17 protein-coding genes and 1 riboswitch are annotated in these 20,523 nt (G+C 33.9%); of the genes, 4 read left to right on the top strand and 13 right to left on the bottom strand.

All coding sequences use genetic code 11. The features are described 5' to 3' along the window. Positions 1–13 precede the first annotated feature (13 nt). Complete coding sequence (locus BX659_RS10715; protein ID WP_253250811.1) at positions 14–1,297, top strand: alpha-amylase C-terminal beta-sheet domain-containing protein; 1,284 nt, start codon at positions 14–16, stop codon at positions 1,295–1,297. 159 nt (positions 1,298–1,456) lie between these two features. Here BX659_RS10715 and BX659_RS10710 read toward each other — a convergent pair whose 3' ends face one another. The 6 genes from BX659_RS10710 to BX659_RS10685 form a co-directional block, all read right to left on the bottom strand. Continuing rightward, positions 1,457–2,101 carry an SdpI family protein gene (locus BX659_RS10710; RefSeq protein WP_172432002.1) on the bottom strand — a complete coding sequence of 215 codons (645 nt, stop codon included), beginning with the start codon at positions 2,099–2,101 and terminating at the stop codon, positions 1,457–1,459. Next, positions 2,094–2,378 carry an autorepressor SdpR family transcription factor gene (locus tag BX659_RS10705; RefSeq protein WP_253250810.1) on the bottom strand — a complete coding sequence of 95 codons (285 nt, stop codon included), beginning with the start codon at positions 2,376–2,378 and terminating at the stop codon, positions 2,094–2,096. Before BX659_RS10705 ends, BX659_RS10710 begins: the two co-directional genes overlap by 8 nt. 221 nt (positions 2,379–2,599) lie before the next feature. Further along, on the bottom strand, positions 2,600–3,949 hold the full coding sequence (locus BX659_RS10700; protein ID WP_097019396.1) for a nucleobase:cation symporter-2 family protein: 1,350 nt from the start codon (positions 3,947–3,949) through the stop codon (positions 2,600–2,602). Between the two features lie 63 nt (positions 3,950–4,012). Continuing rightward, complete coding sequence (locus BX659_RS10695; protein WP_097019395.1) at positions 4,013–4,582, bottom strand: xanthine phosphoribosyltransferase; 570 nt, start codon at positions 4,580–4,582, stop codon at positions 4,013–4,015. A 285-nt stretch (positions 4,583–4,867) separates the two neighbouring features. Further along, positions 4,868–4,969, bottom strand: a riboswitch (purine riboswitch). A 150-nt stretch (positions 4,970–5,119) separates the two neighbouring features. After that, the gene (locus tag BX659_RS10690) at positions 5,120–6,409 is read right to left on the bottom strand and encodes a glucose-1-phosphate adenylyltransferase (RefSeq protein ID WP_097019394.1); all 1,290 of its coding nucleotides are present in this window, start codon (positions 6,407–6,409) and stop codon (positions 5,120–5,122) included. A 440-nt stretch (positions 6,410–6,849) separates the two neighbouring features. Continuing rightward, a complete protein-coding gene (locus BX659_RS10685; RefSeq protein ID WP_097019393.1) occupies positions 6,850–8,142 on the bottom strand; it encodes a glucose-1-phosphate adenylyltransferase in 1,293 nt (430 codons plus the stop codon). Positions 8,143–8,600: 458 nt separating this feature from the next. On the opposite strand from BX659_RS10685, the gene BX659_RS10680 reads away from it, so the two are divergent. Beyond that, the gene (locus tag BX659_RS10680) at positions 8,601–9,977 is read left to right on the top strand and encodes an MATE family efflux transporter (protein ID WP_097019392.1); all 1,377 of its coding nucleotides are present in this window, start codon (positions 8,601–8,603) and stop codon (positions 9,975–9,977) included. A gap of 189 nt (positions 9,978–10,166) precedes the next feature. Here the strand turns inward: BX659_RS10680 and BX659_RS10675 are convergent, their stop codons facing one another. After that, a complete protein-coding gene (locus tag BX659_RS10675; RefSeq protein WP_097019391.1) occupies positions 10,167–12,326 on the bottom strand; it encodes a cell division protein FtsA in 2,160 nt (719 codons plus the stop codon). Positions 12,327–12,329: 3 nt separating this feature from the next. Continuing rightward, complete coding sequence (locus BX659_RS10670) at positions 12,330–12,764, bottom strand: hypothetical protein (protein WP_181186434.1); 435 nt, start codon at positions 12,762–12,764, stop codon at positions 12,330–12,332. 524 nt (positions 12,765–13,288) lie between these two features. Here BX659_RS10670 and BX659_RS10665 point away from each other — a divergent pair. Then, the gene (locus BX659_RS10665; RefSeq protein WP_097019389.1) at positions 13,289–14,113 is read left to right on the top strand and encodes a CPBP family intramembrane glutamic endopeptidase; all 825 of its coding nucleotides are present in this window, start codon (positions 13,289–13,291) and stop codon (positions 14,111–14,113) included. A gap of 36 nt (positions 14,114–14,149) precedes the next feature. Here BX659_RS10665 and BX659_RS10660 read toward each other — a convergent pair whose 3' ends face one another. After that, positions 14,150–15,013: an AraC family transcriptional regulator gene (locus BX659_RS10660; protein WP_097019388.1), complete on the bottom strand. Its 864-nt coding sequence runs from the start codon at positions 15,011–15,013 to the stop codon at positions 14,150–14,152. Between the two features lie 224 nt (positions 15,014–15,237). Further along, positions 15,238–15,771 carry a DUF6155 family protein gene (locus BX659_RS10655; RefSeq protein WP_097019387.1) on the bottom strand — a complete coding sequence of 178 codons (534 nt, stop codon included), beginning with the start codon at positions 15,769–15,771 and terminating at the stop codon, positions 15,238–15,240. An 842-nt stretch (positions 15,772–16,613) separates the two neighbouring features. Between BX659_RS10655 and BX659_RS10650 the strand changes: the two genes are divergently transcribed. Next, positions 16,614–17,552 carry a hypothetical protein gene (locus tag BX659_RS10650; protein ID WP_097019386.1) on the top strand — a complete coding sequence of 313 codons (939 nt, stop codon included), beginning with the start codon at positions 16,614–16,616 and terminating at the stop codon, positions 17,550–17,552. Between the two features lie 238 nt (positions 17,553–17,790). Here the strand turns inward: BX659_RS10650 and BX659_RS10645 are convergent, their stop codons facing one another. From BX659_RS10645 to treR, 3 genes are all read right to left on the bottom strand, one after another. After that, entirely contained in the window at positions 17,791–18,402 is a 612-nt protein-coding gene (locus tag BX659_RS10645; protein WP_097019385.1) for a DUF3298 and DUF4163 domain-containing protein, read from the bottom strand. Positions 18,403–18,472: 70 nt separating this feature from the next. Further along, positions 18,473–19,201: a ZIP family metal transporter gene (locus BX659_RS10640; RefSeq protein WP_097019384.1), complete on the bottom strand. Its 729-nt coding sequence runs from the start codon at positions 19,199–19,201 to the stop codon at positions 18,473–18,475. 608 nt (positions 19,202–19,809) lie between these two features. Next, positions 19,810–20,523: a trehalose operon repressor gene (gene treR / locus BX659_RS10635; protein ID WP_097018690.1), complete on the bottom strand. Its 714-nt coding sequence runs from the start codon at positions 20,521–20,523 to the stop codon at positions 19,810–19,812.

Below are 20,523 nucleotides of genomic sequence, written 5' to 3'. Positions count from 1 at the left end.
AGGAGGTTATATGATGAGGATCAAAGATCTTAGAAGAATATTATGGTTACTAGTAATTTGTTTTACTTTATTGTTCTCTACAGCAACTTCTCCAGTTGAAGCTGCTTATTCCGGATCAGGAAGTGATGTAATCCTTCAAGGTTTTCATTGGAACTCATGGCAGTATGGAACTTGGAATACCATCATAAATAATGCTAATGCAATCAGTAATGCAGGCTTTACTATGGTCTGGTTCCCACCTGTATCAAAATCTACTGGAGGAACAGGTTATCTGCCTAATGAATGGTATAATTTGGACTCTGATCATGGTACTGAGGCTCAACTTAGAGCAGCTGTAAGTGCAATGAATAACAGAGGAATAAAACCTATCGCAGATATCGTTATTAACCATAGAGTTGGAACAGCAGATTGGGCTGACTTTAGTAATCCTGCCTTTGATGATAACGCTAATGCAGTTACTAGTGATGATGAATGGGGGCAGGGAGCAGGAAGCTATGATACAGGTGATAGTTATGGTGCTGCACGTGACCTTGACCATACTTATTATGATGTACAGACAGAAATTAAATATTGGATGAATTGGTTAAAAGATAATGTAGGCTTTAAAGGTTGGCGTTATGACTATGTCAAAGGTTACTCTGCTTACTATAACGGAGTCTACAATGATGCTACCTCACCTTACTTCTCTGTTGGTGAGCTATGGCCAGATATCACAGGTGATTACTATGCTTCAGGTGATAATGTAAATTATCATAGGCAAAAGTTAATAGATTGGATCGATGCCACTGGAGCAAAATCTACAGCTTTTGACTTTACTACAAAATGGCAGCTAATGTTGGCAACTTCACAGAGTGAATATTGGAGATTACAGGATTCTAGTGGAAATCCGATTGGAGCGATTGGCTGGTGGCCTGAAATGTCTGTTACCTTCATCGATAACCATGATACAGGCCCTTCACCAGATGGTGGGCAAGAGCACTGGCCTTTTGAAATGGCTAAAGTAGAGCAAGGATATGCTTATATCTTGACTCATCCTGGAACCCCTTGCGTCTATTGGCCTCATTACTTTGATTGGGGTAATGATCTACAATCAAAGATCAAGACCTTGATCAGCCTTAGAAAAGAGCAAGGAATTACCTCTACAAGTCCTGTAAGTATCCAAGTAGCAGATAGTAGTAAATATGCAGCAATAATTAATAGTAGCTTAGCAGTAAAAATCGGTCCCGGTGACTGGAGCCCTGGTTCAGGCTGGATTCTTCGTGCTTCTGGAAATGAATGGGCTGTTTGGACACAATAACAATTAACAACTAGCCAGATATTATATCTGGCTAGTTTTATTCTTTGAAAATATTATAACTCTAAACACTTAAATAAGATAGCTAATAAGTTTCATTACAGATATATCTTATTGGATCTATAATTGACTCTTTAACCTGCACAATAGAACCCCTTCACCCTACTTATCTATCTTTTTATATAAAAAATAAGAATAAACTGTACTTCCCAAAGAAGCTCCAATAACACCTACTAAAAAGAGATAGGTACTGTCCATAAAGATAGCCTCTATTAATCCCAATAATCCCCCTACCATAAATAACTTTCCACCTAATCGATGGGTGCGGTTCCAGACCTCTTCACTAGAAACTGTCCAAGGAGTTTTAATTCCTAAAAACCAATTACGTTTAAAGGTAGGCATATAATTGCCCATAAATATCATCAGTACTGAAAATAAAATAAAGATGCTTCTACTAACATCTTCAATATAGCCTAATACAAATAAGACTGGCATCGTATTAAGAATCACAAAAAAAGTAATCATTATATCTCTAATTAAAAGATAATCTCCATTGAAACGTTGATAGTTATCCTTTAATGGATCTATCTTAGCTAGAAAATAAAAACCTAAATAAACTGCTGTTGCAATTAAGAGATTTATAAAGGCTCCCAAAGGCTTAGCTGTATAGCCATCAACCTCCCCTTTCATATTCCAATGTGATGGTATCTGCTCAGGCAATTGTGGATAAGCCCAAACTACAACGCCTAATCCTAATAATAAAATAATAATTGCATATAAATCTCGTTTAATATTGAAGTTACTCATTGCTATCCTCTCCTTCAAATATATTGAGAAAACCATTCATTATCTCTTGAAAAACGGTCATCTTCAAAGAATAGTATATCTGTTGTCCTTCCCTTCTATCATCTACCAAGTCAGCATTTTTTAGTATCTTCAAGTGATGTGAAATAGAGGGTTTGCTGATATTAAACTTATCTGCTATCTCTCCAGCAGTCAAATCCTCCCCCTTTAATAATATCAGTATCTTACGCCGATTCCCATCAGCCAAAGCTTTAAAGGTCTTGTCAAAATTTAAAGACACATTCTCTCCACCCTTCTTTACCATAATTAATAGATAATGAAATTGTCAGACATTAAGAAGTAATAGACCTGTAGAAATAATATAAGCTCTACTTGCTAAAATTAATAGTTAAAAGATATTTAGATAATTATCTAAATATCTAAATTAATTATAATCTTAATTAAAAGCAGTGTCAATAAAAAAAGACCCCAATCTCATTGGAGTCTTCTCATATCTATACTCTATTCTTCCATCTCCGGAAGGACTATATTCAACACTAGTGCTGTTAAAGTTCCTGTAGTAATCCCTGATTGGAAGAAGGTATTTAAGCCCTTTGGTAAATGGCTTAGAATATCTGGTCTAACAACTACACCCAAGCCTAAGCCCAAAGAGATAGCAATAATCAATAAATTCCTTCTATTAAGCTCAGCATCATGTAACACCTTAATTCCACTAGCAGCTATCATTCCAAACATGACAATTCCTGCTCCACCCAATACTGGATTAGGCATAATAGCAATCAATGCTCCTAGCTTAGGGAAGATACCTAAAATCATTAAGATAATTCCAGCTAAAATAACTACAAATCTACTAGCTACCCCTGTTAAGGGAATAATTCCAACATTCTGGCTAAAAGAAGTATTAGGACCAGCTCCAAAAACCCCAGCTAACATACTTCCCACACCATCAGCCATTAAACCTTTTGAAATATCCTCACTCTCTAACTCCTTATTACAAGCCTCGCCCACAGCCAATAAATCTCCTACAGTCTCTACACTAGTCACTAAATATGCTGGAATAAAAGCTAAAAACCCTGTTAAACTGAAGGCAATTCCATACTTAAAAGGCATTGGTAAGTTAATCAATGCTGCCTGTTGAACAGCAGAAAAATCTAGCATTCCCAATGGATATGAAATAACATATCCAAACACAATACCTATTAAGATAGCAGCAGAGCTCCAAAAACCTTTAGCAAATTGATTTAATGTAATAATTACTGCCAAAACAGCTAAAGATACCCCAATATTCTCTAAACTACCATAATCAGCTGCTCCAAAACCACCTGCAGCCCAATCAATCCCTACTGGTAAAACTGTTAAACCTATCAAAGTTACTACACAACCTGTTACCACTGGAGGAAAGAACTTCTTAATCTTAGGAAAGAATTTACTGATAATCATCTCAATTGGTGCAGCCAATAAGGTTGCTCCAAAGATTCCTGGCAACCCCATAGTACTTCCTACAGCTATTGAAGGACCAACAAAGGTAAAATCGGTTCCCATTATACAAGGCAATTTAGAACCTACCTTCCCAAAGCCCTTAGCCTGAATAAAGGTAGCCAATCCAGCCATAAATAAAGCAGCACTAACCAAATATCCCATCTCTACTGGAGTTAAGCCTAATACACCACCAACTACTAAGGGTACAGCTACTATTCCACTAAAAGCAGCTACAATATGCTGAATAGCTAAGGGAATAGCTATCTTCAGCTCCGGTCTATCTTCAATCCCATAGGACAATTCACCCTCTATTTTCTGCTTAGACTCTACTTCATTAATTAATTCTTCTTGATAGACTAACTCTTGGCTCATCTCATTTCCTCCTTATATAATTGTGATTAAAATTTTAAAAATAAGTAAAAAAGAACTTCTATCTTAAGCAAAACTAATCTGATTATCCTCTAAACTCTCAATAATAGCTAAAGATTCTACTCTAACCCCTTGCTTACGCAACTGCTTGCCACCAGGCTGAAACCCTTTTTCAATTACAATTCCAACACCTGCTAACTTTGCCTGAGCATCTTCAACAATCTCTATCAATCCTTGTGAAGCTTGACCCATAGCCAAGAAATCATCAATGATTAAGACCTTATCATCTTCATTTAGATATTTAGCAGCAACACTGATATCGTAAACTTGGTTTTTAGTAAAAGACTCTACCTTACCAGTATAGACTCTTCCATCCATAGTGGACGCCTTCTTCTTTTTAGCAAAAAGTACTGGTACATCTAATTCTAAACCTACCATCAAAGCCACTGCAATCCCTGAAGCTTCAATTGTCAAAACCTTAGTAATCTCCTCTTTATGAAAGCGTTGAGCAAACTCTTTTCCTATCTCTGCCATCAGCTTAGGATCTATTTGATGATTTAAAAAGGAATCCACCTTTAAAATATTACTCCCAATCAACTTTCCATCTTCCTTGATCTTCTCCTTTAACAACTTCATTATACTTCCCTCCCATTAGTTCAACTAATATGATAATTATTTTTAAATTGAGCTACTAAAATACAAAAAACCCAGATAGATAGACCTCACCTTTACAAGTGAAAGCTATCCATCTGGGTTTTTTCCTTCTGGATAATACAGATGTATCAATACCTCTTAGACTTCAGTGTATAGTGTACAATTTACAGTATACAGTTAAGACCACAAAATTAAAGTCTTTTACAATTACTCTAATTTTTTATGGATCTTAACTGTACACTGCTAACTATCAACTGTAAACTGTCTTTTAGGTACACTTCCACTCGTAGTCAGATAGTTTATGGCCATCTGGTAGAAACTCTCGAGCCTTATTCTCGATATTATACGAGTACTAGCAATATTTATCCTTATCAATAATAAAATAACATATATAAGTTTCTTTTGCAAGAAAAAATTATTACTTATAGATACTATTAAGAAATAATAAGTTTTAATGTAAAATTATGAAAGAGAGAAAGGTGTTGCTGATATCAGCAACACCTTTCTCTAAAAGCTCTATTATTTAGCTACAGTCAACTTTGTATAAACCTCATCTTGGACTTTATGCCTAACAGTCTTACCACTTAAAACAATTTTATCTTCAAAATCATTCTGATCTACATATGATAAGATCCTGCAGTTACGTCCAATCTGAGTATTGGCTGGGATATGAGCCCTCTTAGCTATTACAGTTAGCCCATTGGTTAATAACTCTGACTTCTCTAAGTTAGAAGTATAATCATTGCCAAATCCTACATGACAATTCTCTTCGATAACTACACCTTTATCAACTATACACTTACATACTATTGAATCCTTTTTAATGGTAGTATTATTGAATATAACTGAATCTCTAACTACTGCCCCCTCTTCAATTACTACTCCAGGAGAGATAACAGAGTTCTCCACTACCCCATTAATAATTGAACCATTTGAGATAAGACTTTCAATTGCTCTACCTTTACTTCCAAACTTAGCAGGAGGTTCCTGTTCAGTTCTTGTATGAATCCGCCAATTTTTATCATATAGGTTCAATTCAGGCACTGGGTCGGTCAATGATAAATTTGTTTCCCAGAAAGATTTAAGAGTACCTACATCTTTCCAATACCCTTTATATTCATAGGCAAATACATTATTGTTTTCAATCATCTCCGGAATGATATGATGACCAAAATCAGAATTTTCTTGATTACAAAAGCTCTCTAATTTATCAATTAAGACATCTGCTGTAAAGATATAAATACCCATTGAAGCTAAGTTACTTGGTGGATTCTCAGGCTTCTCTTTAAAATCTATAATCTGCATATTATTATCTACTTCTAAAATTCCAAACTGGTGAGCATCTTCCCAAGCAACCCTCTGAGTTGCAATAGTCAAATCTGCTCCCTTTGCTATATGGGATGATATCATTTCATCATAATTCATCTTATATACATGGTCTCCAGAGAGGACAACTACATACTTAGGATTATGCTTTTTAATAAAGTTAACATTTTGATAGACAGCATGAGCAGTCCCTTGATACCACCCACCCTTTCTTCCAGTATATGGCTGCAATATAGTAACTCCACCTATTCTACGGTCTAAATCCCAAGGCTTTCCTATTCCAATATGGTCATTTAATGATAACGGCAAATATTGTGTTAAAACTCCAATATCATAGATTCCTGAATTTACACAATTACTTAATGCAAAATCAATTAATCTGAATTTACCTGCAAAGGGTACGCTAGGCTTAGCTCTATGTTCTGATAAAATATCCAACCTAGTTCCTCTACCACCTGCTAATATTAATGCTAATGTCTTCATTATATTCCCCCTAAATTATTTAATTATAGTCAATTTTTAAATAACATCTTATAATCTTATAGATATATTTTAATTATTAATATTTCATAGAAAGTAGCAATAATTTATTCTCCAACTACCTATAATTCTACTAAAAAGATAATAGATAAGAACAAATAATAATATGTAAGTCCCTTACATATTAACACCTCCTCTTAGAATACTTATTTATAAGATCTATAAAGATAATAAGATATATATCTGCTCAACCTTTAAACTTTATTACCTATGATAACTCTACATATCATATATACTCTTAAAAATTAATTTTATTCACACTTTCTTAATTTTAACATAAATTACCTTATATTCCCAATTATAGTTATATAAAAAATAAGACTATGTTAACATAGTCTTATTTTTTATATCTAATTTATTAAATTATTAACATAGATATTCTATTATCCAGTTTCAACTAAAGAGAGCTCTTTATCCATTACTGGTTTAACAGTCGTACCACTGGCTATTTCTTTTTTATCTCCAAAGTCCTTCTCCTCAATATAAGGAAGAACTCTACAATTACGACCTATTTTGATCTTATTTGGAATAACCGCACCTTTGCCGATTACTGTTAACCCTGTTTTATATAGATTTGGCTTGTCCACATTAGCAGTTAAATCATTTCCAAATCCTATATTGGACTTCTCTCCTACCACAACCCCTTTGTCTATCACTGAGCTAAAGACAATTGAATCTGCTTTAATTCTTGTATTATTAAAGATTATCGAATCTCTAACTACTGCACCTTCTTCAATATAGGCTCCAGGTGAAATTATCGAATTCTCTACAATACCATTGATGATAGACCCACTTGAAATCAAGCTCTGCTTGGCACTACCTTTGGCTCCAAACTTTGCTGGTGGCTGTTCTGTACTTCTAGTATGGATCTTCCAATTATCATCATAGAGATTCAATTCAGGTACAGCAGCTGCTAAAGAGAGATTAGTTTCCCAGAAAGATTGAATAGTTCCCACATCTCTCCAATATCCTTCAAACTCATAAGAGAAAGTCTTAGATCTTTCAATTATTGGCGGAATAATATGATGACCAAAATCAGAATTTTCCTGATTACAATACTCTTCTAGCATATCAATTAAGAGGTCTGCATTAAATACATAAATCCCCATTGAAGCTAGATTATTTAATGGTTCTTCTGGTTTTTCTTTAAAATCTAAAATCTCTAAATTATCATCGGTCTCTAAAATTCCAAAACGACTGGCTTCTTCCCAAGGAACCCTTTGGGCAGCAATAGTCAATTCAGCACCCTTTTGGCGATGATGATCTATCATTTGACTATAGTCCATCTTATATACATGATCCCCTGATAAAATCAGTACATATTTGGGATTATTCTTCTTGATATAATTGATATTTTGGCAAACGGCATGGGCTGTTCCTTGATACCAACCATATTTCTTATCCCTTCCTGTATAAGGCTGTAAGAGATTTACACCACCAATCTTTCTGTCTAAGTCCCAAGGCTTACCTATCCCGATGTGATCATGAAGGGACATAGGCAGATACTGAGTTAATACACCTACATTATAGATTCCTGAATTGACACAATTACTTAATGCAAAATCAATTAGTCTTAACTTTCCTGCAAAGGGGACACTTGGTTTAGCACGATACTCTGTTAATAGATCTAATCGTGTGCCCCTACCACCGGCTAAAATTAATGCTAAAGTCTCCACACTACCACTCCTAATTCAATTTTTATGTCGTTGATTTCCTAATTACACCCTTTATTCTTATCATAATCTATTTCGATTATTACTATTTTCTTAAGATTATCTTAAGAAAACAAATGAAATAAATATCTAGTGATAAAAAGAGACTTTATTGATAGCTTATCATTAAATATAGCTGATTATCTGTCTTTTATTTACCCGCTATGCTAATTAAATTTCATTGTTAATTACAAAAATTCAGAAGTATTACTTCTCTATCGATATAATAGACTATATCTAATCTTTATTAAACAATTACCTATGTATATCTTCTTTAATAGCAGTCAATATATATAAGAGATAATATAAAGCAAGCAATACAATTGACAGTTAAGCTATGTTGTTATATGATATTAGTTGGCTTATCAACTAAAGAGGTAATTTAGTTCTGACTAATTAAGGAATTTAAGGGAGGAATACATATGGAAGAAAATAAATCAGACCGCTTAGGAACAGAACCTATAGTATCCTTATTATTAAAGTTATCTATCCCATCAATCTTGGGGATGGTAATCCAAGCACTATATAATGTAGTAGATAGTATCTATATTGGTAGGGTTAGCACTGAAGCCTTATCTGCCCTATCACTATCATTCCCAATTCAGATGGTGTTAATAGCTATTGCTGTTGGTACTGGGGTAGGAACAAGTTCTCTAATCTCTAGACTTTTGGGTCAAAAACAGGAGCATCGTGCCAATAATGTAGCTGAACATGTTATCTTTGTTACAATCGCCTATGGAATCATAACTGCTTTAGCAGGATTCTTCTTTACTAGAGAGATTTTTAGTATCTTTACCCAAGACCCTGTACTACTTGAATTGGGGGTAGAGTATACTAGAATTATCCTAATTGGTTCTCTAGCACTCTTCTTCCCCATGATCGCTAATAATATCCTACGGGGAGAAGGAAATACCATTATGCCAATGGTTACACTATTAATCGGCGCTATCTTAAATATCATCTTAGACCCTTTCTTTATCTTTGGAATAGGAATCTTTCCTAAATTAGGTGTAGCAGGGGCTGCTTATGCAACGGTACTATCGAGAATAATCAGTGGTATATTTATATTATTTATCCTATTTAGTGATAAGAATCAGATTAAATTAAAGTTAGAGGAGTTTCAATTTGATTTCAGTATTATCAAAGGAATTTATCAGGTTGGTTTTCCAGCAATGATTATGCAATTATTAGCAAGTATAATGATCGCTGGAGTCAATATGATTATAGGCGGTTATAATCTAACAGCAATTGCTGTAATGGGGGTCTACTTTAGATTACAGTCCTTTGTCTTTATGCCAGTCTTTGGTTTAAATCAAGGATTTATGCCAATAGTTGGGTACAATTATGGTCATAACAATCCTGACAGAATGAAAAAGACGATCAAATACTCTTTATTCATAGCTTTCTCTTTTACTACAGCTGGTCTTATCGTATTTCAATTATTTCCCAAAGAACTACTATTATTATTTAATAAGGACCAAGAGCTATTGAGCATTGGAGAGGTAGCCTTAAGAAGAATCAGTCTAGCCTTCCCTATCATTGGACCTGCTATTATCGGCTCAACTACCTTTCAAGCCATTGGAAAGGGATTTCCTAGTTTATTACTATCATTTTTAAGGCAGATGATACTGCTCCTACCGATTATGTATCTATTAGGCAGATTATTTGGCCTAGATATGCTATGGTTTGCTTTTCCAATTTCTGAGTTAATAGCATCAGTTTTGATGATATTCTGGTTAAGGTCTACTTTAAAAGAGGTCTTTGCTAAGATGAGAAAGAGAAATCTAGTTACTAATTAAAAAATTCCACTTAAATAAGTGGAATTTTTTAATTTCTAGCTTATTATGCTAATTGAAAGTTGATAGAATAAAATGATAGTTTAAATTTAAGTCTAAGATTAAGACTAAGATTGAGTAAATCATAAAAATATAGCTTTAATGTTTTACTTAGTCTTAGACTTATACTCATACTTATTAGTCTTTTTACATCTAATCTCTAAAACTCTCAGTATAGATCTTAACCTGATCACCATCACTTAGAGGTTCTATAAGTTGTGCCTTTTTGCCATTTCTTTCGATAATCAATTTTCCACTTAGAGAGGTTGGGATCTTATAATTGATATAATCTAATAGCTGATTCAATCTAATTCCTCCACTTTGATATTCAATTACATCTCCAGTATTAATTAGATCATCCAATTGAGCAGGCTTGTTATTCTTGATTAGTTTATAATCTTTAGCTGGAACAGTTATTGGTTTATCATTAAAGATAATATTAAGATTAGCTAAAGTAGCATCTTCTCCTAAAACATCTTCTATCTTTAGTCTCTTTTTGCTGTTTTCAATAAAAATCAGTTCATCACCATCATCTATCTCCATCTCCAAAGTTGCAGCTTGACCATTTAACTCTAAGCGATAGTTCTGACGTCTATACTCCCGTTCTTCATCATTGAGGATATAGGTAATTTTACTCTTCTTTAGCTGAGTTACAGGGATATCCATAATATCCTGCAAGACATCACCTACAGTCTGGACAATAGTATACTCTATCTTATCACCATCGGCTAATTTACTATTTAAGTTAGCCTGTTTACCATTTTTATAGTAAATTGCTCCTATAGTCACCTTATCACCATTAATTGATATCTCTCTTGTTGGCAAATCAGCAACTACATCAGCTATTATACCTTCTCCTGCTTTACCACGATCACCTAATTGAACTTCTAAAGAATCTCCCTGCTTAATCTGACTATCAATATTTCCCTCTTCGCCATTAATATAGACCTTACCAGAAGTTCCCATAGTACCAGGTATCATCTTCAAGTTACCATTGACCTCTACTCCTAATGCAAGACCTGGAGTAGCCTTTAAAGCCTTAATATCAAGCTCTGCTGCTAGTAAAGCATCCGAGACCTTAGGTTCAGTTAAGGTAAATAAATGTAATGGGTCTTTATTTAACTGAATATCGATAAAGTTCGCCCTACTCTTATTGATCTTACAACTCATGGCAATTCCAAAGGGTGTGATAGATTGTGTTCCTGAGATACCCTCAATCTTACCAGTTACTCCTTGAATCTCTTTACCATCTTTAACTCCAACACGATTAATCGGTAACTCTAGCTGTTGGGCTAGCTTCTCTTTTAATAACGGGGTCAAACTACCACCACCGATACAGATAACAGCCTGAGGAGCTCTACTATTTAACTTTAAGATGGCTTGAGCTATCAATTCAGCCAATTTATCGATCTTAGACTCTATCATCTTGATAATACTTGCAGTAGAGATAGCCACAGTCTGATCTAGAATATCCTTCACCTCTACCTCTTCTTGACTGGTCAATTCCCGTTTAATCCTTTCAGCAGTATGGTAATCTACCATGTAGTTCTCGCAGATTGCCTCAGTTATCTCATCACCAGCTACTGGAACCATATCATAACCGATGATAGCACCATCTCTAGTAATAGCAATATCAGAAGTACCTGCTCCAATATCTACTAAAGCTAGATTAAAGTTATACATCTGCTGGGGAACTATAATATTAGCAGCAGCTATCGGCTCTAAGGTCAGATGATCTACCTCTAAATCGGCTTGTCTAATTACAGTTAATAAAGAATCAACTACTATCCTTGGCAAAAAAGTAGCAATCAAATCAACCTCTATCACCTTTCCACTCTGACTGATAAGACTACCAACCTTAATCCCATCGAGTTTGCTCTGTAATAAGGTATAGCCAACAAAATGATAACCACTTGCCTTATCCCTATCCTTCCCTACTGCCAACCGTTTTTGGGCATCCTGTACAGCGGCAAACTCCAGCATCTTAACATCATCTACATCAACCTCTTTTTTATTCTTAAACTCTATTTTATGGTGTCCTGTCAAGGTCTTTAAAGCACGACCTGCTGCTGCAATCCCTACCTTCTTCAATTGAATATTGGTCTTCTCCTCTAATCTTCTCTTAATCTCCTTAACTTGTTCTGCTACATCACTTACATTATGAATCTGACCATCTAACATAGACCTGCTTTTATGTTCAATAACTTCAGACGCTATTAATTCTAGACCATCCTCTGTTCCTTCAAGTACAGCTCCTACTACTGTTCTCGTCCCTATATCTAAAGCAAAAACTACATCTTCTCTCATCTCCATAGACTAGTCCTCCTTATCCTTCTTGAACTCATAATAAATAATCAACTGGGGAGTGATAGCAAAGTAACTTCCCTCATATTTAAAATCCTTGACCTTATACCTTAATTTCCACTTCTGCTTAGGTAGCTCTCCATTAAACTTATCGGTACTAGCATAACTACCAATCAGATTATTTTTCAATAAGACTTTTTTACCTTTTTGATTATAAAGGTAGAGCTCTAACCCACTATAACGCTGATTACTTAAACTACTAAAATAATCCCACTTAACTTTAATACCAGTAATGACAGCCTTAGCAGGAAGTTTATAGTCTGATAAATCCCAATATCCTGCTGTCGACAAGCTCTTAGATCGGTACACTACTAAATTTGCAGGCTCAGACTTACCAGCATTTAAACTACCACTAGCAAAAGCCGAGGCATTTATTAACAATAACATAAATATCATTAAAAAATATTTTTTCATCTTATCAGCTCCACATCTATTTAAGATTATATAAACTAAGCTAAAAATTCAATCTCAAACCTAGAATCCAACTTCATTATCAACTATTAACAATCATTTGTTCTGTTAAACACAACTACAACTATATATTTATTTAAACCTTTCTTGCTAATCTCCTGCTTAGTTCCCTTAGATTATACTTTAATCGACATAGAATTACTCTATCAGTAGAATTTTTATTACTTAATAGGTAGATTATGACACTTTTTAAACCAGTGAATAATTAATAAAGTATAAATAATAATTAAGTTCAAAATCCTTAAAGCTTATAGAAAGATAAGTTTTTATTTATTCACTATTATTTGTAAAAGTCTCACACTATCTTTTTATAACGTCATATTTAACTTTGGTTCTAAAGTTGTTTATATATAATTAAGTTTTTGCATCTTCATCTAAAATATATTATAATGATAACAGCTTTCAGTTACAATTAATCCCAAAACAGGAGCGTGGAGTTGATGAAGAAAAAAGATTTTGGACCTAAAATTTTCGACTTATTATTGCTATTTTTAGTATTTCTTTTCTTTCAATATATTACAATGATTATTTTAAATTTAATCTTATTACCCTTTGAATTAACACAGGATAAGATTAATTTAATATATAGTCTGTCGATTCCACCTATCTCCTTTGGCTTAATCTTATATTTTGGCTTCAAAAGGAGTAAAATAAAAGTCAAAAGCTTATTTAGAAACACAGACCTATCTCTTCTTAAGCTTATAGCCTTATTGATATTGGCAATATCCTTAAATATCATCTTATCAGAATTGAACAATATTCTACAATGCTTCTTTCCACTCTCAGAAAACTCTGTTAAAGAGATCAATATTCACCTTTTTAATAGCTCTCTACCAATTACTATTATATCTATCATTTCAACAGTCATCACAGTTACCTTAGAAGAGATCTTCTTTAGGGGAATTATCTTAAAGACCTTGTTACAGAGATACTCTGTAAGTATTGCTATACTCTCAACCTCATGCTTTGCCCTTTTATTTTCATTTGACCTTCAGCATATTATCAGTTTATTTACCTTACACCTATTATTAGGCTGGCTTTATGCTAGGACAGGCTCTTTAATTAATGCTACCTTAGGAAGAATTCTCTATCATAGTATTACAATGATGGCAATTTATCTATTACCCTATAAAATAAGAGGATTTAATAGTAAACTAACCAGTGTAGCAACCTTCCAGCCTCTTTGGTTTAACCTCTTAGGGGTGGTTCTACTTATCTTAGGAGTGTTATTGCTATATATTGATTTAAAGAGAGGAGATAATTGAAAAGGTCTCAGCTTGAGCTGAGACCTTTCATTAAATTTATTTTTTTATGATTGGAATCCAGACTTCAGATTTATAATCAGCATCATCTGGATTACCTGGATAGTAGACCTCTAATTCAGCAGTACCTGCATGTTCATAACCAGTGGAAGGAAACCATTCAGCAAAAATTCGTTTCCATACTTCTTGAATAGCATCAGGCATAGGACCAATAGATTCAAAGACTGCCCAAGTCGAAGCTGGAATTTCTCGTTCAACTATATCAAGCTCCAGCTTATCCTCTGGCTTTTCAATTGCTACCATATAAGTAAATTCATCTTTTTGACCATCACAGTCTACACCACATACTCCCATGACACCTAAGCCACCCATCTTCTCTGTTAATTTATCATAAAAACCACTACTACAACATTCATCCCAAAATTGAGGAATAGCTTTAAAGTTTTCCCCATCTACGGTAGAAACTCTAATAGCCTTCCCAACAATCTTAAATGCCTCTCTCTCAATGATCTTATAGTTCATTCTTTCAGCTCCCTTTAATTGTATTTGAAAGAAAAAGCGTGGATATGCTTTTAAAGTTACTCCACTATCTCTTAGCTTTGAAGGGTTTATCCCATGCAACTTTTTAAAGGCCTTGGAGAATGATTCAGGTGTAGAATAGCCATATTTTAAGGCCACATCAATTACTTTACTATCAAATGTAGCTAGTTCTTGAGCCGCTAAGGTCAATCTCCTCTTGCGAAGATATTCAGCTATCGTTACATCTGTTAATATATGAAACATTCTCTGAAAATGAAATTTCGATAAACAAGCCACCTTGGCTACCTTCTCAATATTTACTTCTTCACATAAATGTTCTTCTAAATAATCTAGACTATCATTCATTCTTTGTAAGCATTCCATTCTTTCTCTCCCCTTTACAATAAGAATAACATTAATTATCTAGTCTTTCCTGTCATTATGTGCTCTTTGCAGACAGATTCTACTTAATATAGAGTTAATTATAATTACTTATATAAATTAATCATCTAGCATTATATTCCTTGAAAGAATTGATATTTTTTCTCCTTAGAAAAGAAAAAACTACAGGAGTTAGCCCTATAGCTCTGTAGATATAGAAAAAATCATTATTCACTGAAATAAGTATAATATATATCCATCATAGAATCGGCAAATCCCCATCCTATACCTGAAGAATTATCCATAGCTTTCTTACATCTCTTCCTAAATTGCTTCTCTAAATCATTCTTTATTATGTAATCTAATGTACTTTCAAACATCTTCTCTATGTTAATATAAAACCGCTCACTGATATCTCCATAAGTATTAGTAAACTTCACACCCTGCTCTACATAGGTTAACATTAGCTCAGCAATATAATCTGCTTTGTCACTTATCTTCTTAAAATCTGAGATAGCCTTCTTCATCACAGAATATCTTAACTTACCATCACCTCTAGCTGGAAAGAACTCATCTATAATCACCTTGCGATAATCCTCTAAAACCTCTTCTAAATATTCAGGCTTAAGCCTTGCTAAATAGTACTCTTTAACATCAGGAAAGGTTTTAAACAAATCCACCAGCTCATTAATCATCTCTTTATTATCCAATGTATTTAAATAATCTCTTAATTCCTTGACTTTTATCTTGGTCTTAGCCATAATATCTCCTCCATTCTAAGTAACATGTACCTAAATTATATAAATATACCCTTAGCTTGTCTATATAAAAACTCAAAAAGAGTTTTTATAGTATCAGGAATTAATGTGGAGATTGGATTCACTATTTTTAAGAAATTAATCCAAAGTATGATTTAGTAATCCGTACAATTAGAGACTTACTAAAAACAGCTCAATTATATAGAACATGAAAAAGAATTTAAATTTATCTATCAATGAATTAAAGTCAAAACCTATTTTGATGCTGACTAAAATCCGACTAAGAGCTGACTCAAAACAATTATACCCTCTATTTCTTTTATCTTCTTTCCTTAGTCCGCTTTTGTCTGCGTAAGTCTGCGTCCAATAAATTCTTTTGAATTTAAGCTTTTAAATAATTATGAACTCTTAAATTTTAGATATATAATATGAAATCTTTATCGGTTTCTATATAGATAAAGAGCCTTTTAAAGGCTCTTTATGCTTTGAACATTAGTATTTTAATCCTGTTCCACCCATAAGCAATAAAATTAGAATTAAGAAGATAAGTAACATACCATCTCCACCTCCAGCATAATCGCCCACTAGACACCCTCCTCTCCAAATATCCATACTTCTTTATCATATTCATAGAGAGCAGAAATGTGCATAGCTAAAGACAACAATTCAATGTAAGATTTTTACCATGATACTTGACATAGAACCATATTTTTTGACATCAAAGACTTAATAGGATATACTACAGATAATACACATGTAAGGTTTATGTTAATAATCAAGAAATAATTTTATTAATTAGAAATTATAGACTTTTCAATATTATCTAAAATAAGGAGGTCAATTCTATGAGAGAGGCTAATAAAAAATATGGGATCTTAAAAGGTGTTAGTTCCTGTGAAACCTATTCTGATGGGGAAATAAAGTCATGTAGGTTAAATGAATACAATCTAATAGAAACACCTTATGGCTTACTAGTGCCACAATATGAAGACTCTGAGGCTAGACGAAAATATAAAGACTCCATCTCATTTTATGAAAATGGTGAGATAAAGAGTATCTCTCTAAACAAAGCAACAGAAATTGAGATGAAGAGTGATGTTTATAAGGCTGAGCGCATCTTATTTTATGAAAGTGGAGAGATCAGATGTATCTTCCCTTTAGATGGAAAGGTTACAGGGTACTGGACTGAAGAGAATGAGTATGAACTGGCAGAGAAGCTATCCTTTGATTTGAAATGTGGAAAGCTAGATAATAAGGTCATCAACATCCGCTTTTACAAAGATGGAGCAATTAAGAGTATCACTCTCTGGCCACAGGAGAGAGCAAAAATCAAGGCTTTAGACCAAGAACTAGAGATACATATAGGCTTATCCCTATATCAAGATGGCTTATTAGAGTCCTGTGAACCAATTCAGCCTACACCTATTGAAACTCCTATAGGAACTATTATGGCTTATGACTGTGAGTCTCTGGGAATAAATGGAGATATCAATTCCCTTAAGTTTTATCGATCTGGAGAGCTTAAATCACTAAAGACATCAACTGACATCATAGAAATCACCAATAAAGAGGGTAATATTACCATAATTGAACCAGGCTCTAAAACACACCCTTTCAATAATGAGATTAAGATGACTGTACCAGTTACCATTGAATTTGAAGACAATTCTGTCAGCTTTACTGTCTTCGAAAAAGAGAGTTATCAAATTTCAGATTATAAGTTCACTATCAAAAATTCTGCAGCAATGATGAAAAGTCAATGTGCAAGCTGTATAGAACTTTGAGGGGCAGTATAGAGTGACGAGTAAGCAGTAATCAGTAAAAAGATTAATATATCCGTTTTCTTTTAGAATGGCTGTGATGCAGAGGACTCCCCTTTAAATATAAACTAAAAAGGGGGAGCTTTTTACTTTAAAGATTAAATATTTATATTGTAATAATTTTCTATATTTAGTCATAACTGACCATCTCACAAGTAAATTTACCACTCTAATAAAAGGGCAGATTGAAACCTGCCCTGCTTTATCCAAACATCCTAGCTAAGGGACTACCTTCAGCAATTATATCTTCAATCTCATAAATAGATATTGGAAAATGTGGTAAACCTACATAATATGGAGATATCTCATATAAGGCAAAGTATATCACTAAGGATTTATCAGCAATATAATAAGCTTGGTTGGGGCTAATCCCCTCAAATTCTCCCAACAAAGGAAGCTCACGCTCTTCAATCTGCTTTTTAATGATCTCAGATAGTATCTGTTGATAGTTACTACCCTCTTTGAATAGTTCACTCAACTCATACTCCTTACCTGTATCAATATCAAAGGTCAGTGATTTAACAAGGGTCATCCCATGAGCTCCACCTGAAAAAGCATAATTAATTAAAGATAAGCTAAGGACATTCCTTTCATTTGTCTTAATCTCATAATAGGCTGTAATCTCTGTTAGAGGATTCTCATAATACCCTTGTGCTTCAATCAATTCATCAACTGCTTCACGAATCCTGCTATTAATCCTATCCTGAATCCCTTTGTCTCTTAAACCCCTAACCTTAGGATAATAGAGCTCTAATCTAGGTTTACGGACCCTAACAGTACTGATATTAACAGGAAGTTTAATATAATCATCCATTTCTATCCATCTCCTTTTATGATTTTCCTTTATCTTATTCATAAAAGGAGTGATTAGTGCTAAGGAGATACTATTCTAAATTAATTAAAATCACAGAGCTAATCAACCCCAAGGCTGCTATTAAGCCCACCCACACTCCACCTTCTTCATAGGCTTCTGGCATCATAGTTGATGAGACCATGGCCACTATTCCACCAGCAGCAAAGGCACTAATCATAGCAATAATAGCTGCTGAACTATCCTTTAACAGGATAAATCCTAATAAAGAACTCAACAAAGCAAGTAAAGAAACGAATATCCATAAAGCTAATATTTTTATCTTAGAATAGCCATCCTTCTTCAAACCGATACTACTAGATAAACCTTCAGGGAAGTTACTTAAAAAGACAGCAATAACTAATAAGTAGCTTACCTTGGTAGAATCTACTAGACTAGCACCAATAATCAAAGATTCAGGAATAGCATCCATAATGGTACCGATAAAAATTGCCAGACCTGAATGACCTACTGGATTTCCCTTCGACCTCTTTCTCTGATGTCCGCCCTGCTTAGCTATCAATAGATTAAAGATAGTAAATAATAAAGCTCCCACTATAAAAGCAATCGTGGTTAGCTTTATCCCTCCCTCTTCCACTGCTTCAGTAAGCAATTCAAAGGAGGCTGCTCCAATCAAAATCCCAGTACCAAAGGCCATAATAAAGCCAATAGCCTTCTTCTCTATATCAAAAGATAACCCTACTGCTGCTCCTAAAAAGACTGCTGAACCTGCTAACCCACCCCATAATGCTGCTCTTAACATCTCTTATCTTCCTTTGTGTTTAAAGATTTTAGTGTTATTCTTTAATATTCCTCAGCAAGGGTCTTTTTATTATCAGAAAAGATTTTATTAGTATTACTTGATTATACTAGAAGAATTGAGAGTAAAGAGAGATTGCGACACTTTTGTTTGAGTTTACAGTGTACGGTGTACAGTTGACAGTTAAGGTTTTTAGAGGTGAAAAGAATTATTGTTTGAACGGAGCAAAAATTGAGATAGAATTTAGAGTGCAATTAGGTTTTAATTAGAGAGATAATAAGTGATAATATTTATTATTTTGATTGCGTAGTGAGTTTTATTTTTTCTAGACCGGATTTATCACGAAGGGTTTTTGTATTTTAAAACCCGTAGGTTTGGTTACTTTTAGGGCAATGCTAAAAGTAACTCGGAAAAAAAGCTGATAAGCTTTCCCGAAAATTGTTTTAATAATTTTGCTCACTTTTTAAAAGTAAAAAGTGTCGTAATATATCCATTAAGTCTAACTTCAAAATTAAAATATATAATAAGATAATCTACTCCTCCACTTGTCACTATCTATAAATAAAAAAAGAGAAGCCACAGCAACTGCTATGGCTTCTCTTTAATATCTATTAATGGCTTCTTCTAGCAAAATCTACAAATCTAAACTTATCAGGTCTATGCCTAGATTCAGTGTATTGAAAGAGAGTTGCATCCTCTAAATAAACATAACTTTTAACTACTACCACTACATTATAACCAGCTAAATCTAAATTCTCTTTATCCTCTAAAGTCGGCTCTTCTACAGAGATCAACTTCTTAGCAAAGCTAATCTTTAAATCAAGCTCACCTTCAATATATTCATAAATTGAATCTTCACATATCTCTTTGGTTAACATAGGAACTGCATCTCTTTTAAGATAGTCTTTATCCAAGATTATCTTCTGCCCACCTATCTCTCTAACCCTCACCAGTTTCCAGACCTCATCCTCTTTGTCCAAGTGCAACTCTTCCATTAAAAACTCATCACCTTGTAATATATCTAGTTCAAGGAGAATAGTCTTAGAGTCCTGTCCCAACTTCTGAGATAACTCTTTAAAGCTGACCACACCAGAGACAGGAAAATCAAATTTATTGATATCCAGTACAATCGAGCCTTTACCATGAACCTTCTGGATATAACCATTCTGCACTAATAAGTCCAAGGCCTTTCTGACTGTCCCTCTAGATAGATCATACTCTTTGCTTAGCTGATTTTCAGAAGGTAATTGACTTTTAGGGCGTATCTCTCCAGTTTCTATCTTTTTAGCAAGTTCATTATATATCTTTAGATATTTATTATTCAT

This window comes from Orenia metallireducens (genome assembly GCF_003001995.1).
Lineage (GTDB): Bacteria > Bacillota > Halanaerobiia > Halobacteroidales > Halobacteroidaceae > Orenia > Orenia metallireducens_B.
Note: the sequence above shows the minus strand (reverse complement) of the source record. Positions and strands in the feature narration are given on the sequence as shown.